Below are 17049 nucleotides of genomic sequence, written 5' to 3' on the forward strand. Positions count from 1 at the left end.
CAGGTGAATAACCTCCTTTTAGATAGGGACTCAAAAATTAACTTCAGTATTTCAAATCAGAGTAATAATAACTGATAACTGAAATAACCTCATAAGGTTAGCTTCAAAGTATAAGGCAAAATTACCCTAGTTGAAGATTTAGATTTTCTGTATACATAGACCTAGAAATTTTCATAATTGGCGATCGCCTTTGTCATCTTCTGAATTACCTCCATCACAGGTATACTTCCCAATTCACCAGTACTACGAGTACGAATACTCAAACTATTAGACTCAACTTCCTTAGCACCCACAACAGCCATAATAGGAATTTTTGCCTTCTCAGCATTACGAATCAACTTACCCAAACGCTCATTACTCATATCCACTTCAGCACGAATACCTACTTGAAGCATCTGCTCCGCAACTTCTTGAGCAAAAGGCCAAAATTCAGAATTAACTGGTAAAAGTTTAACCTGGGTAGGAGCCAACCACACAGGAAAATCTCCTGCATACTCCTCAATTAAAATTCCAATCAACCTTTCCAAGGAACCAAAAGGTGCCCGATGAATCATCACCGGACGTTTTCTTGTACCATCTTCTGCTACATATTCTAAATCAAATCGTTCCGGTAAATTATAGTCTACCTGCACAGTCCCCAGCTGCCATTCTCGCTCCAAAGCATCCTGGAAAATAAAATCTAACTTTGGACCATAAAATGCAGCTTCACCAATACCCTCAAAATGATCCATACCCATTTTTTCCACAGCTCGACGAATTGCACCTTCAGCTTTTTCCCAAGCTTCATCAGAACCAATATACTTATCTAAATTAGGGTCTCGGAAACTTAATCTAGCCTTAAAGTTCTGTAGTTGTAGACTTTTAAATACAAATAGAGTTAGGTCCACCACACTGAGAAACTCAGCATCAAGTTGTTCGGGTGTCACAAATAAATGAGAATCATCTTGAGTGAAACCCCGGACTCGGGTTAAACCACCTAATTCCCCAGATTTTTCATGGCGGTAAACAGTACCAAACTCGGCAAGTCGTATTGGCAACTCTCGATAAGAACGTAGTTCATTTTTATAGATTTGGATATGAAAGGGACAGTTCATTGGTTTTAAAACAAAACCCTGTTCCAGAGCTTCTGCTTGTTCATCCTCAGCCATCATCGGGAACATATCCTCTTTGTACTTTTGCCAATGTCCGGAAGTTTTGAATAAATCTATTCTGGCAATATGGGGAGTATCTACAGGTAAATAACCCCGTTTCAGTTGTTCTTGTTGAAGAAAGTCTTTCAGTGAATTTTTTAACATTGTACCTTTAGGAGTCCAAAGAGGCAACCCTGGTCCAACAAGATCGGAAAAAATAAATAGTCCTAATTCTTTACCTAGTTTACGATGGTTCCTTTTGAGAGCTTCTTCCTTACGTCTTTTATACTCAGTCAGTTGTTCTGGAGTTTCCCAAGCAGTACCATAAATACGTTGCAATTGGGCTTTGGTTTCATCTCCACGCCAGTAAGCACCTGCCACAGTTTCTAACTCAATTGCCTTGGGATTAATTTGCTTTGTACTTTCAATATGAGGGCCTGCACATAAATCCCACCAGTCTTCACCAAGATGATAAATGGTAATTGGGTCTTCTAAATCTTCAAGAATTTCTAATTTATAAGGTTCTTTAATTTCTTCAATTCGACGTTTAGCCTCTTCCCGGCTGACTTCTTCTCTAATTACGGGTAGATTACGTTTAATGATTTTTACCATCTCTTTTTTGATGGCTTTTAGGTCAGCTTCTGTAAATGATTCTAGGGTATCAAAGTCGTAGTAGAAGCCATTTTCAATCCATGGACCGATTGTTACTTGGGCTTTGGGAAATAGCTTTTGTACCGCCATAGCCATGACATGAGATGTGGTATGACGAATTTTTTTGAGAGTTTGTGACTCGCTAGTGCGGGGTAAATGAATTTTTTCTGATTTTTCAGGGGAAGAACTAGATTCTGAACTGGACATTAGTTATTTATTCTGAGGTTTTAATATTGTATATTTTTACAGAGATGGACTTAGATTGAATTTTAGTTAGGTTATCACAATGTAGGAGTTTGAAGTTTTAAAAACTAATACATATATATTATAATAGAAGTTTTGATTACTATATCTAGAGCTTACTGAATAAATATAGAATCTTGATAATACATCAGTTTAAGTAGTGGTATCTTAATTTCAGAAAAGTACCAAAAATATCAGTACTACGAATAGAAAATTTTTTACAAGAGGTAAAAGTTACTAACATACTGACTATAATTATTCCTCAAAAAAAAATTAGGTATTTTGGTTTCATTTAAATTGGATTTAAAAAAAAATAGATGTGTAAGTACAACTAAATAACATAATATTTACAGCCTATTTTAGGATAGCAAACTCCATCTTAATATTCATCTATTTTACTTTTTTGCTGTTCCCTAATACCCCCAAATCGACAAAAAAATTAGCTTGAAAGCATCATATTTCCCAGGAATAAAAAAAGTTGCCATACATCCATAAATATTGTAAGCATAATACTTCAGCTAAAGCGACTAATTAATGATAACTGAAATCAATTCCAAAACGACAAAAATTATGTCATTAATTAGATGCTTGTCTAGCAATTTTTAACCAAGTATCATATTTTTCCTGATTATTTTTTACCCATTCTTGAGCATGACGCAAAATATCTTCTTCTTTGTCTTCACCCTCTTTAATGCGTAAACTTTCCCTATTCATATCTGCTATTGGAATTTCTACTAATTCAAACCACTTTTTAGCTACTGGATTAGATTCTATAAACTTTTTATTAGCCACAATGCTCTGTTTACTTCTTGGAAAACCAAGATTTTTTCCATCTACTGACGTATCTTTTTCACTTAGACTTGCCATATTATTTGGTAAAGATGTGAAAGGAACTGTTAACCAGACTACATCTTCCCCTGGTTTTAAAACTGCAGATATCCAGTGGGGATTATAGGCATAATAGAGAATAGATTCGCCTTTCTTATAACGAGTAATAGCATCTGCCAGAAGCACTGTATATTGTCCACTATTATGTTCTACTGTATCTTCCAGTTCATACTTTTCAAGTTGATGGTCTATATTTAACTCACAAGCCCAACCAGGATTACAACCAACTAAATTTGCTTTGCCATTTTTATCTGAATCAAAAAGTTTGGCTATTTCTGGATCTTTTAATTGTTTAAGATTAGTAATATTATATTTATCTGCCGTTCTTTTGTCAATTTGATATCCTTGCTTTCCTGGGGGTGTTAAAAATCCAACTCCCTCTAATTTTTTTTCTCCACCAGCATTTGTGAAGAATTTTTCATGCCCTGGTTGATAGTAAACTGTGCTGTATTCTAAGTCTCCATTGGCAATAGAAATATAAATTACTGGATAATCACTTTGTTTTGGTTTATTGACTTTGTAGCCTAATTGTTTTAGACCAATATTAACAATTTCAGTTTGAAATAATTCTTCTATCCAACCACTATTATAAGCACTACTAATAATGACACTTGAGGGATTGGGTACTTGTTGACAGGAGGTAAAAATTATTAATAAGCTAGTTATAATTGTGCCTAAGATTATTTTTAGCGGTGTTTTTTTCATTTTGCTTAGATTAAATAAACTTCAAGATAACAATTTTATTTAGTAGTGAGAAATTTTGTTCCTGGTTATCAGAAAAGAAAGTCATTTCAGTTATCATTATTGGCCCCTAAAGCCAGATGTTTGAAATACATAAGGCAAGTATTTTTTTCATCCCCTCAAAAGGACAGTCTTGAAACCTAATTTTTTTGTCATCAAAAAAAACTGCTATCTTAAGAAGATAATAAGTTCTATCTCCATATTATCAGGTTAAGCTCCGTACTTTGACAAAGCATAAATTAAAAATAACATAAAACCATTATACAATAATTAATTATTTTACATTTTATCTACCTGTTTTCTGCTCTATCCTTTGTTTAAGCTATTTTTAGGAAAACCTGGATATTTCCTTAACTTCAAAATATCAATGACTTCGTATTTTACCCCTTAAAAAAACAAATTCCTGATAGTTAAGATTCTCTTTATAAAATTATTATTAAGATATTATAAAAATAGTAAATATCTTCAAGTGGAAAGACTTCAAGTGATTAAAATATCATTGCTTGACAAAGTATCATCTCATCCTCAATTTACAGTAAAAAATTATTATTTATCTTTTCTCCTAATCCCTTTTTTAGTTCACCAGGCAGCTTAATTAGCTGCTTTTTTTGCTATTTCTAACCAATTATTATATTTTTCTTGATTATTTTTTATCCACTCTTGAGCATGACGTAAAATATCTTCTTCTTTGTCTTCACCTTCTTTAATTCGTAAACTTTCAGTATTCATATCTGCAACTGGAATTTCTACTAATTCAAACCACCTTTTAGCCACTGGGTTAGACTCTAAAAATTTTTTATTAGCCACAATGCTCTGTTGAGTTCTAGAAAAACCAATATTTTTTCCATCTAGTAATGTATCTTTTTTTGTGATATTTCTCATATCTGGTAAAGAGGTAAAAGGCACTTCTAACCAAACTACATCTTTACCTGGTTTTAAGATAGCAGATATCCAATGAGGATTATAGGCAAAATAAAGAATAGGTTGCCCTTGTTTATAGCGAGTTATAGCATCTACTAATAGAATATTATATTGACCTCGACTATGTTCTACTGTATTTTCTAGTCCATAAGCTTCGATGTGATGGTCTATATTTAACTCACAAGCCCAACCAGGATTACAACCAACTAAATTTGCCTTACCGTTTTTATCCCAGTCAAAAAGCTTGGCTATTTCTGGATTTTTTAATTCTTTAATGTTAGTAATTTGATATTTATCCGCTGTTTTTTTGTCTATTTGATATCCAGCTATCCCATCAGGTGTCAAAATTCCAACTGCCTCTAACTTTTCTTCACCACCAGCTTTTTCAAAGAATTTTTCATGAGATGGTTGGTAGTAAATAGTACTATATTCTAAGTCTCCATTAGCAATAGAAATATAGATAGCTGTGTATTCAATTTGTTTTGGTTCTTCGACCTTATACCCGAGTTTTTCTAGACCAATATTAACAATATTAGTTTGAAATGACTCTTCTATCCAAGTACTATGGGCAGTCCGAATAGTTACCGTTTGAGAATTAGGAACTTGTTGACAAGATGTAAAAATTATTAATATGCTCGTTAAAATTGTTCCTAAGATAATTTTTAGGTTTTTTTGTTTCATTTCGATTTGATTGGGAAATTTTACTATTTATTAAATATTTAATTTTCTGATAATTTTTTGGTTGATAAACAGCTATCAGTTTTATAGTTTAGGGAACATAACTTAGAATTAAGCTTTAACTTAAAATCTTCAACTATAAAAAACAGCATAATGCTACTCAAACAATATGAATGAAAGACTAATAATTGATAGCTAAAATCACCTTTTTACTTCCTCGAAAACTTAATGATTGATAAATCATAGCTAATGGCTGATGGATGAATATTTAGCTTTTAATTATAACTTGATATAATTTTCGATATCTCAAACAGAATCATTATTTTTTATGGCTCGAAAAAATACCCAGAACGATATCATACAGTTACCTATTATCATATCCAGTATTTCCTAATTATTATTAGTCCTAGTTAATATTTCCAAAAGAAATACTATACCCTCAATTAATCTATAGTCAGCTCCTATTCTATTCTTAAAATTAGGATATAATATAAATTTGCAGTAAAAGATTTATAATTATAGTCATGGCCAAAAAATTACAGGTAGTATTGAATAAAGATGTTAACAAGTTAGGAAAATCAGGAGATGTTGTAGATGTAGCTCCTGGTTATGCCCGTAACTATTTGATTCCGAATAAAATTGCTTTTCGTACTACTCCAGGTGTTCTTAAACAAGTAGAACGTCGTCAAGAACAAGAGCGGCAAAGACAAATAGAATTAAAGCAGGGAGCATTAGCTCAAAAGACTGCTTTGGAAACAGTTGGTCGCTTTAAAATTGCCAAACAAGTAGGTGAAAATGATGCAATTTTTGGTACAGTTACTGATAGAGAATTAGTAGAAGTAATTAAGGAAAGTACAGGTCAAGAAATTGATAGACGCGGTGTTACTTTACCAGAGATTAGCAAAATTGGTTTTTACAAAGCTGAAATTAAACTTCATCCAGAGGTAATTGCTGAAGTGGAAATTCAAGTAGTAGGTCATTAATAGTTATCAGTTATCAGTTATTGGTTGAATTATCAAAACGAATAACTGATATCTGATTGACTAGATATTAAAAATATTAACCGTTATTAATAGTTGACTAACAACTTTTACTTTATAGATATATAGTATTTAGAACTAAAAAATGCGGAAGTTTTGTCTAAATAGGGCTTACTCAAAAACACTAACTATCAGCTATTTTTCTCTATCGCCTGATAAACAAATTCACCGTAAATAATATTATTAGATACACTAGGACCATCAAGTTGCCCAACCTTTTCTTCACCATTTTCATATCTTAATACTAGCTCATCTTTTTGAGTAATATCCCAAGTACCAAAACGATTCGTTGAATAATCATAAATGTGATAAAATGAACGATCATCGTCCAGGAAAATTCCTTCATATATGCTCCCATACGGAGCGTAAGCTAACCAATGATCACTAAAGAATTCTTCCCAGTCAGTAGGTTCAGGAAAATCTAGACTTTCAACTACATCATTTGCGATATCTTTATAGTCTTTTAGTTTATTAACAGAACCACCCACTGTCACAGTAGCAATTTCATCATTAGGCCCTACAGTACTAACCACATAATACTTTTCTTGAGATATTGAATTTTTGGCAGTATAAGTATTAGTAATTTGATTACCTTTTACCTTTGCTTTTCCTTGTGGTTCATAGGTGGTTTCGTCAATTGCCCAGGTATTAGCCAAGTTCTGTATAAGCCCTGTCAAATAATTCGATCTGACGCTTAATTCTACATAGACATCTGGATACTTTGTAGAGGTTAGTGTAAATGGAAAATACTGACCATCAACAAACGATCTTCCTTCAAATATTGTTTCAAACATTGATTTTTGTTTACCAACCCATCCTTCAGGTATTTCCAAAGAAACTCGGTTTTCAAACCCTACTCGTGTACCTGATTCATAAGTTTCTAATACCGATGGAAAAACTGTATTAACCTCCTGAGAACTCAAACTAAGTTCATAATTTGTTTTAGCATTACCTTGAGCATAAACTTCTACATAATAAATTCCTGGTTCTAAAACTTCTGTAATTTTTTCTGAATTTTTACCCTTGTTAGTCGATTTATCCAAAACTGTTTCACCGTCTTCATCAATTAATCTTAGATTAGAGTTTTGCTTCAGTTTATTCAGATTAATATCTACTTCTTGTTCTTCGTTAATCTCAAAAAAATACAAATCTATTCCATCTCGTTTACCATTTTCTCTGTAGCCAATTTTATCATTAACTTTCAGTTCTTTCTGAGATAATTTTCCTAAATTATTCGCTCCATCTATACTTTTATCATCAGGAACGTTTTCTAAAATCAAGCGATAAGGAGTTTTTGCATTTCCCACAGCAGATACCCGCAGATAATAATCTCCTGCATCTAAATATTCAGTAATATTTTCTGATTTTTTACCTCTTTTATTCGACTTTGCCAATACTTTTTTACCACTTTCATCAAATAAGTGAAGATTAGCATTTTTCTGGAGTTTATCCATCTCAATATTTACTTTCATATCTTCAGATATGCCGAAACTATAGTAGTCATATTTATCAACCTTGCCCTTTTTTTTGTAGCCAATTTTATCATTAAGTTTCAGTTCTTTCTGAGATAATTTTCCTAAATCATTCGCTCCATCTATATTTTTATCATCAGGAACTTTTTCTAAAATCAAGCGATAAGGAGTTTTTGCATTTCCCACAGCAGATACCCGCAGATAATAATCTCCTGCATCTAAATATTCAGTAATATTTTCTGATTTTTTACCTCTTTTATTCGACTTTGCCAATACTTTTTTACCACTTTCATCAAATAAGTGAAGATTAGCATTTTTCTGGAGTTTATCCATATCAATACTTACTTCCATATTTTCAGATATGCCGAAACTATAGTAGTCATATTTATCAACCTTGCCCTTTTCTTTGTAGCCAATTCTATCGTTTATCTTAACTTTCTCACCAGAAACTATATCTATTTCAGTTGCAGTATCAATCTTATTATCTGACTTTTGACCAGCTCTTAACTGAATATTTGTATCAAAATTATCACCTGTAATTTTATCAATTTCTTCTGTATTTTCAACACTTGCAGAATCTCTAATAGAGATAGATTCTAATTCATTTCCTAGGAAATTATAAGAACCAAGCGAATATTCAGTAGAGTTTATATTATCCTCTAAAGTTGAATTTTTTATGGTAATATCTGAAGTAGAATCGAAATAATTAATCTTATGATTTGAAAGTGAAAATAAATCACTTTTACTATCAGCTTTTGTGCCGAATAAATCAGAAAAAAATGAGTTTATCTCACGTTCAATATCCATTGTCTTTGCCCTCCAAAATTATATAAATAATTGATTTTACATCGAAGTTATCATGATTATGTTTTTCTCGGGTTAATTTTAATTATTTGTTCAGTTTTTTGTGTACTCCAGAGGTTTAATATCCAAACCCTATTTTCTCTTTAGTTTGAAAACTAAACCGATAAATATTCAGACAAACATAATATTTTTTTATCTCTCCCCTGCTCTCCTACCCCCTCGTCAATAAAATGTAGAAAATTTTTTGATAAATAGTATAATTATTAGCAATCTCTCAATTGCTTTTTCTTCTTTTAAAAGCAATGAAGCTGATAGTTGAATACTTACAAAATGATTTTTAGTAAATCTTAGATAAATGCAGAGCGATCGCTTACCCCCCCAAAATATTGAATCAGAAGAAGCTATTTTAGGCGGTATTCTTCTTGATCCAGAAGCTATTAATCGAGTCACAGAATTGTTACACCCAGAATTTTTTGCTATTCAAGCTCATCAAATTATTTATAAAGCAATGTGCCAACTTTATAGTCAAGGCAAACCTACTGATTTAATGACTGTTACCAGTTGGCTTTCTGATCATAATCAATTAGAAAAAATTGGTGGGCGAGTCAAAATAGTTCAACTATTAGAACGAACAGTTTCTGCAGTTAATATTGACCAATATGCAGCTTTAGTTCTCGATAAATATATCCGTAGAAAATTAATTCAAGCTGGAAATGAAATTTTTGATTTAGGATTTCAAACCGCTACTAAATTAGAAATTATTCTTGACCAAGCAGAACAAAAAATTTTTGCTCTGACTCAGGATAAACCACAACAAGATTTAGTTCCTATTTCTGAGACTTTAATTAATACTTTTCAGGAAATTGAAGATAGAAATGAAGGGGTTGCTTTACCTGGTCTTCCTTGTGGTTTTTACGATTTGGATGCAATGACTGGAGGTTTTCAACGGTCTGATTTGATTATTGTTGCAGGTAGACCTTCTATGGGAAAATGTGCTGCTTATGATACTTTAGTTTTGCAAAAAGATGGTAGTTTAGTTACTTTAGCAGAGGTTTATAAAAGGCAGGAAATAGAATTATTAACTTTGGGAAAAAATAGCAAGTTTTATTTGACTAAACCTAGTGCTTTTATTGATGATGGAATTAAACCTATATTTAGAGTAACCACAAAATTAGGAAGATTTGTAGAGACCACAATTACTCATCCTTTTTTGACGGTTAATGGTTGGAAACCTTTATCCAAATTACAGGTTGGAGAAAAAATAGCTGTACCCCGTCGGTTAAATATTTTTGGTAATGAAACTATTTCAGAAAGTAAGTTTTCTTCCCTGATTAATTTTGACAATTTATATCTTTTTCCTCTTGTATTTCAGTTAGAGAGATCCCAATTAGCTTTATTTATTAGATATCTATTTTCCTTAGATGGATGGGTGAAAATATATCAGAACAAGATAGTATGTTTTGGTTATTCTACAGTTAGTGAAAAGTTGATTAGGCAAATACAACATATTTTGCTTAGGTTTGGAATTGTTAGTGGTATTGAAAAATTTGAAGAGAAGAGAACTGAAAAAATAAAAGTCGTTAAAGAAGTTAAAAGTCAGAGGTCACATAGGGAGGAATTCACATTTGCAACCTACAGAAATTGTTATTGTGATGGGAAATGGCATTTGACAATTACTGATGCTTTATCTCAGAAAAATTTGATGGAAGATATTGGTGGTTTTGATTCTAAAAATTTTTATCTATTCGATTTACTTCAACCCCATAATTCCGGAAATCAGGAATTAGAAAATCATCTAATTTTCTGGGATGAATTAGTGAATGTATTAGCCAAATTTGCCGCATCTAAAAATCAGTCTCTAAAAAATAGAACTGCCAAAGGAAAGTCTCCTAAAAATTCTGAGAACTTAACTACTACTGAGACTATCTGTAGAAAAAATATTCTGGCAAATATGGAGAACCTTCCATCAGACAATCAAAATTTTGACTCCGAAAAATTAGATTTATCTCAACCCCATAATTCCGGAAATCAGGAATTAGAAAATCATCTAATTTTCTGGGATGAATTAGTGAATGTACTCGCCAAATTTGCCACATCTAAAAATCAGTCTCTAAAAAATAGAACTACCAAAAGAAATTCTCCTAAAAATTCTGAGAACTTAACTACTACTGAGACTATCTGTAGAAAAAATATTCTGGCAAATATGGAGAACCTTCCATCAGACAATCAAAATTTTGACTCCGAAAAATTAGATTTACCTCAACCCCATAATTCCGGAAATCAGGAATTAGAAAATCATCTAATTTTCTGGGATGAATTAGTGAATGTATTAGCCAAATTTGCCGCATCTAAAAATCAGTCTCTAAAAAATAGAACTACCAAAAGAAATTCTCCTAAAAATTCTGAGAACTTAACTACTACTGAGACTATCTGTAGAAAAAATATTCTGGCAAATATGGAGAACCTTCCATCAGACAATCAAAATTTTGACTCCGAAAAATTAGATTTACCTCAACCCCATAATTCCGGAAATCAGGAATTAGAAAATCATCTAATTTTCTGGGATGAATTAGTGAATGTACTCGCCAAATTTGCCACATCTAAAAATCAGTCTCTAAAAAATAGAACTACCAAAAGAAATTCTCCTAAAAATTCTGAGAACTTAACTACTACTGAGACTATCTGTAGAAAAAATATTCTGGCAAATATGGAGAACCTTCCATCAGACAATCAAAATTTTGACTCCGAAAAATTAGATTTATCTCAACCCCATAATTCCGGAACTCAGGAATTAGAAAATCATCTAATTTTCTGGGATGAATTAGTGAATGTATTAGCCAAATTTGCCGCATCTAAAAATCAGTCTCTAAAAAATAGAACTGCCAAAGGAAAGTCTCCTAAAAATTCTGAGAACTTAACTACTACTGAGACTATCTGTAGAAAAAATATTCTGGCAAATATGGAGAACCTTCCATCAGACAATCAAAATTTTGACTCCGAAAAATTAGATTTATCTCAACCCCATAATTCCGGAAATCAGGAATTAGAAAATCATCTAATTTTCTGGGATGAATTAGTGAATGTACTCGCCAAATTTGCCACATCTAAAAATCAGTCTCTAAAAAATAGAACTACCAAAAGAAATTCTCCTAAAAATTCTGAGAACTTAACTACTACTGAGACTATCTGTAGAAAAAATATTCTGGCAAATATGGAGAACCTTCCATCAGACAATCAAAATTTTGACTCCGAAAAATTAGATTTACCTCAACCCCATAATTCCGGAAATCAGGAATTAGAAAATCATCTAATTTTCTGGGATGAATTAGTGAATGTACTCGCCAAATTTGCCACATCTAAAAATCAGTCTCTAAAAAATAGAACTACCAAAAGAAATTCTCCTAAAAATTCTGAGAACTTAACTACTACTGAGACTATCTGTAGAAAAAATATTCTGGCAAATATGGAGAACCTTCCATCAGACAATCAAAATTTTGACTCCGAAAAATTAGATTTACCTCAACCCCATAATTCCGGAAATCAGGAATTAGAAAATCATCTAATTTTCTGGGATGAATTAGTGAATGTACTCGCCAAATTTGCCACATCTAAAAATCAGTCTCTAAAAAATAGAACTACCAAAAGAAATTCTCCTAAAAATTCTGAGAACTTAACTACTACTGAGACTATCTGTAGAAAAAATATTCTGGCAAATATGGAGAACCTTCCATCAGACAATCAAAATTTTGACTCCGAAAAATTAGATTTACCTCAACCCCATAATTCCGGAAATCAGGAATTAGAAAATCATCTAATTTTCTGGGATGAATTAGTGAATGTACTCGCCAAATTTGCCACATCTAAAAATCAGTCTCTAAAAAATAGAACTACCAAAAGAAATTCTCCTAAAAATTCTGAGAACTTAACTACTACTGAGACTATCTGTAGAAAAAATATTCTGGCAAATATGGAGAACCTTCCATCAGACAATCAAAATTTTGACTCCGAAAAATTAGATTTACCTCAACCCCATAATTCCGGAAATCAGGAATTAGAAAATCATCTAATTTTCTGGGATGAATTAGTGAATGTACTCGCCAAATTTGCCACATCTAAAAATCAGTCTCTAAAAAATAGAACTACCAAAAGAAATTCTCCTAAAAATTCTGAGAACTTAACTACTACTGAGACTATCTGTAGAAAAAATATTCTGGCAAATATGGAGAACCTTCCATCAGACAATCAAAATTTTGACTCCGAAAAATTAGATTTATCTCAACCCCATAATTCCGGAACTCAGGAATTAGAAAATCATCTAATTTTCTGGGATGAATTAGTGAATGTATTAGCCAAATTTGCCGCATCTAAAAATCAGTCTCTAAAAAATAGAACTACCAAAAGAAATTCTCCTAAAAATTCTGAGAACTTAACTACTACTGAGACTATCTGTAGAAAAAATATTCTGGCAAATATGGAGAACCTTCCATCAGACAATCAAAATTTTGACTCCGAAAAATTAGATTTACCTCAACCCCATAATTCCGGAACTCAGGAATTAGAAAATCATCTAATTTTCTGGGATGAATTAGTGAATGTATTAGCCAAATTTGCCGCATCTAAAAATCAGTCTCTAAAAAATAGAACTACCAAAAGAAATTCTCCTAAAAATTCTGAGAACTTAACTACTACTGAGACTATCTGTAGAAAAAATATTCTGGCAAATATGGAGAACCTTCCATCAGACAATCAAAATTTTGACTCCGAAAAATTAGATTTACCTCAACCCCATAATTCCGGAAATCAGGAATTAGAAAATCATCTAATTTTCTGGGATGAATTAGTGAATGTATTAGCCAAATTTGCCGCATCTAAAAATCAGTCTCTAAAAAATAGAACTACCAAAAGAAATTCTCCTAAAAATTCTGAGAACTTAACTACTACTGAGACTATCTGTAGAAAAAATATTCTGGCAAATATGGAGAACCTTCCATCAGACAATCAAAATTTTGACTCCGAAAAATTAGATTTACCTCAACCCCATAATTCCGGAAATCAGGAATTAGAAAATCATCTAATTTTCTGGGATGAATTAGTGAATGTACTCGCCAAATTTGCCACATCTAAAAATCAGTCTCTAAAAAATAGAACTACCAAAAGAAATTCTCCTAAAAATTCTGAGAACTTAACTACTACTGAGACTATCTGTAGAAAAAATATTCTGGCAAATATGGAGAACCTTCCATCAGACAATCAAAATTTTGACTCCGAAAAATTAGATTTACCTCAACCCCATAATTCCGGAAATCAGGAATTAGAAAATCATCTAATTTTCTGGGATGAATTAGTGAATGTACTCGCCAAATTTGCCACATCTAAAAATCAGTCTCTAAAAAATAGAACTGCCAAAGGAAAGTCTCCTAAAAATTCTGAGAACTTAACTACTACTGAGACTATCTGTAGAAAAAATATTCTGGCAAATATGGAGAACCTTCCATCAGACAATCAAAATTTTGACTCCGAAAAATTAGATTTACCTCAACCCCATAATTCCGGAAATCAGGAATTAGAAAATCATCTAATTTTCTGGGATGAATTAGTGAATGTACTCGCCAAATTTGCCACATCTAAAAATCAGTCTCTAAAAAATAGAACTACCAAAAGAAATTCTCCTAAAAATTCTGAGAACTTAACTACTACTGAGACTATCTGTAGAAAAAATATTCTGGCAAATATGGAGAACCTTCCATCAGACAATCAAAATTTTGACTCCGAAAAATTAGATTTACCTCAACCCCATAATTCCGGAAATCAGGAATTAGAAAATCATCTAATTTTCTGGGATGAATTAGTGAATGTACTCGCCAAATTTGCCACATCTAAAAATCAGTCTCTAAAAAATAGAACTACCAAAAGAAATTCTCCTAAAAATTCTGAGAACTTAACTACTACTGAGACTATCTGTAGAAAAAATATTCTGGCAAATATGGAGAACCTTCCATCAGACAATCAAAATTTTGACTCCGAAAAATTAGATTTACCTCAACCCCATAATTCCGGAAATCAGGAATTAGAAAATCATCTAATTTTCTGGGATGAATTAGTGAATGTACTCGCCAAATTTGCCACATCTAAAAATCAGTCTCTAAAAAATAGAACTGCCAAAGGAAAGTCTCCTAAAAATTCTGAGAACTTAACTACTACTGAGACTATCTGTAGAAAAAATATTCTGGCAAATATGGAGAACCTTCCATCAGACAATCAAAATTTTGACTCCGAAAAATTAGATTTACCTCAACCCCATAATTCCGGAAATCAGGAATTAGAAAATCATCTAATTTTCTGGGATGAATTAGTGAATGTACTCGCCAAATTTGCCACATCTAAAAATCAGTCTCTAAAAAATAGAACTACCAAAAGAAATTCTCCTAAAAATTCTGAGAACTTAACTACTACTGAGACTATCTGTAGAAAAAATATTCTGGCAAATATGGAGAACCTTCCATCAGACAATCAAAATTTTGACTCCGAAAAATTAGATTTACCTCAACCCCATAATTCCGGAAATCAGGAATTAGAAAATCATCTAATTTTCTGGGATGAATTAGTGAATGTACTCGCCAAATTTGCCACATCTAAAAATCAGTCTCTAAAAAATAGAACTACCAAAAGAAATTCTCCTAAAAATTCTGAGAACTTAACTACTACTGAGACTATCTGTAGAAAAAATATTCTGGCAAATATGGAGAACCTTCCATCAGACAATCAAAATTTTGACTCCGAAAAATTAGATTTACCTCAACCCCATAATTCTGGAACTCAGGAATTAGAAAATAGCGATATTTTCTGGGATAAAATTGTTTCTATAGAACCAGTAGGAGAAAAGCAAGTATATGATCTGACTGTGCCAGAAACTCATAATTTTGTAGCTAATGATATTTGCCTACATAATACTAGCTTCGCTGTGAATATTGCTCATAGTATTGCAGCTAATCTAAAGTTGCCAATTGCTATTTTTAGTTTGGAAATGTCTAAGGAACAATTGGTATTAAGACTATTAGCTAGTGAGGCAAGAATTGAAAGTAATAGGTTACGAGCTGGGCGTATTAGTCAGAATGAATGGGAACCTTTAACTTCAGCTATTACTAATCTTTCTGAAATGCCAATTTTTATTGATGATACTCCTAATATTACTGTTAATGAAATTCGTTCAAAAACTAGACAACTTCAGAGTGAACAAGGTGGGAAATTAGGATTAATTTTATTAGATTATTTACAGTTAATGGAGGGAAATAATAGTGATAATAGAGTTTTAGAGTTAGCAAGAATAACTAGGAATTTGAAGGGTTTAGCACGGGAACTTTCGGTGCCTATTATTGCTTTATCTCAACTTAGTAGAAGTGTAGAAGCTCGAACTAATAAAAGACCGATGATGTCTGACTTGAGAGAGTCTGGTTGTTTGACTGGGGAAAGTCTAATTTGTTTAGCTGATGGTAAGAAAATTCCTATTTCTTGTCTGGTTGGTAATTCTAATTTTGCTGTTTTGGCTTTGAATGAAAATACTTGGAAATTTGAGTCGGCGATGGTCAGTCGAGTATTTTCTACTGGGGTTAAACCTATCTTTTCTCTGCAAACTTCTTCAGGAAAATTGATTAGGGCAACGGCTAATCATCCTTTCTTTTCTATGGGGGGTTGGAAACAATTAAATACTCTGAATATTGGGGATTCTCTTGCTATTTTGAACCAAAAAATGCTTAAATGTTCAATATTGTATGATGGTCATTTTTTGTCTCAAAGTGATTTTGGGCCAAAATATGGTAGAAATTTAGGGTCTATAGTTAAGTCTCATGAGTGGGAAAAGTCTACTGAAATTGATGTAGAATGGGATGAAATTGTCGAAATAATGCCTCATGGAGAGGCGGAGGTTTTTGATTTAACTGTGCCTGGTCTGCATAATTTTGTGGCAAATGAGATTGTTGTTCATAACTCTATTGAACAGGATGCCGATCTAGTTATTATGCTTTATCGAGATGAGTATTATTCCCCAGATACTCCCGACCAAGGTATTGCTGAGGTTATTATTACTAAGCATCGGAATGGTCCGACTGGTACGGTTAAGTTATTGTTTGACCCTCAGTTTACTAAGTTTAGAAATTTGGCGGTTGATAAAAGATAAGCTATCAGCGGTCAGCTTTAGGTTAGAGCGATCGCTCAATCCATAATATTTTCATTTTGGGAAGCTCTTTAAATGGTTGTTTTTCCCTTATTAATTTTTTTATCCATCCTGACTCAATGAACAGCCACAAATATTTTCATTCTGTGGAGCTCCGAGAAAAACAGCGGGTCAAAATATTTTCCTCCCCATTCTCAGATTTTTTGTGATATTATTAATGTTATAGGGGGTTACTTGCCTATATGCATGACTTTTTGTTCAACAAAATAAGTTTCCAGGCGATCGCCTTTTCAGTTATTAGCTATCAGCTA

Annotated in this window: 6 protein-coding genes; 2 read left to right on the forward strand and 4 right to left on the reverse strand. The window is 32.4% G+C overall.

The genetic code is table 11. The features are described from left to right. Positions 1–161 precede the first annotated feature (161 nt). From thrS to proX (TERY_RS06765), 3 genes are all read right to left on the reverse strand, one after another. A complete protein-coding gene (thrS, locus tag TERY_RS06755; protein WP_011611124.1) occupies positions 162–1988 on the reverse strand; it encodes a threonine--tRNA ligase in 1827 nt (608 codons plus the stop codon). Positions 1989–2600: 612 nt separating this feature from the next. Further along, on the reverse strand, positions 2601–3617 hold the full coding sequence (proX, locus tag TERY_RS06760) for a glycine betaine/L-proline ABC transporter substrate-binding protein ProX (RefSeq protein WP_011611125.1): 1017 nt from the start codon (positions 3615–3617) through the stop codon (positions 2601–2603). Between the two features lie 627 nt (positions 3618–4244). Further along, on the reverse strand, positions 4245–5255 hold the full coding sequence (proX, locus tag TERY_RS06765) for a glycine betaine/L-proline ABC transporter substrate-binding protein ProX (RefSeq protein WP_011611126.1): 1011 nt from the start codon (positions 5253–5255) through the stop codon (positions 4245–4247). Positions 5256–5776: 521 nt separating this feature from the next. On the opposite strand from proX (TERY_RS06765), the gene rplI reads away from it, so the two are divergent. Then, positions 5777–6235 carry a 50S ribosomal protein L9 gene (rplI, locus tag TERY_RS06770; RefSeq protein ID WP_011611127.1) on the forward strand — a complete coding sequence of 153 codons (459 nt, stop codon included), beginning with the start codon at positions 5777–5779 and terminating at the stop codon, positions 6233–6235. A 188-nt stretch (positions 6236–6423) separates the two neighbouring features. On the opposite strand, the gene TERY_RS06775 is transcribed toward rplI, so the two are convergent. After that, a complete protein-coding gene (locus tag TERY_RS06775; RefSeq protein ID WP_011611128.1) occupies positions 6424–8571 on the reverse strand; it encodes a pre-peptidase C-terminal domain-containing protein in 2148 nt (715 codons plus the stop codon). A 352-nt stretch (positions 8572–8923) separates the two neighbouring features. Between TERY_RS06775 and TERY_RS32610 the strand changes: the two genes are divergently transcribed. After that, complete coding sequence (locus TERY_RS32610) at positions 8924–16741, forward strand: DnaB-like helicase C-terminal domain-containing protein (protein ID WP_011611129.1); 7818 nt, start codon at positions 8924–8926, stop codon at positions 16739–16741. The last annotated feature ends 308 nt before the right edge of the window (positions 16742–17049 follow it).

It is taken from the genome of Trichodesmium erythraeum IMS101 (genome assembly GCF_000014265.1).
Lineage (GTDB): Bacteria > Cyanobacteriota > Cyanobacteriia > Cyanobacteriales > Microcoleaceae > Trichodesmium > Trichodesmium erythraeum.

Coding starts and splice junctions, on each gene's coding strand:
- thrS (WP_011611124.1), bottom strand. CDS start 1,988: ATGTCCAGTTCAGAATCTAGTTCTTCCCCTGAAAAATCAGAAAAAATT.
- proX (WP_011611125.1), bottom strand. CDS start 3,617: ATGAAAAAAACACCGCTAAAAATAATCTTAGGCACAATTATAACTAGC.
- proX (WP_011611126.1), bottom strand. CDS start 5,255: ATGAAACAAAAAAACCTAAAAATTATCTTAGGAACAATTTTAACGAGC.
- rplI (WP_011611127.1), top strand. CDS start 5,777: ATGGCCAAAAAATTACAGGTAGTATTGAATAAAGATGTTAACAAGTTA.
- TERY_RS06775 (WP_011611128.1), bottom strand. CDS start 8,571: ATGGATATTGAACGTGAGATAAACTCATTTTTTTCTGATTTATTCGGC.
- TERY_RS32610 (WP_011611129.1), top strand. CDS start 8,924: ATGCAGAGCGATCGCTTACCCCCCCAAAATATTGAATCAGAAGAAGCT.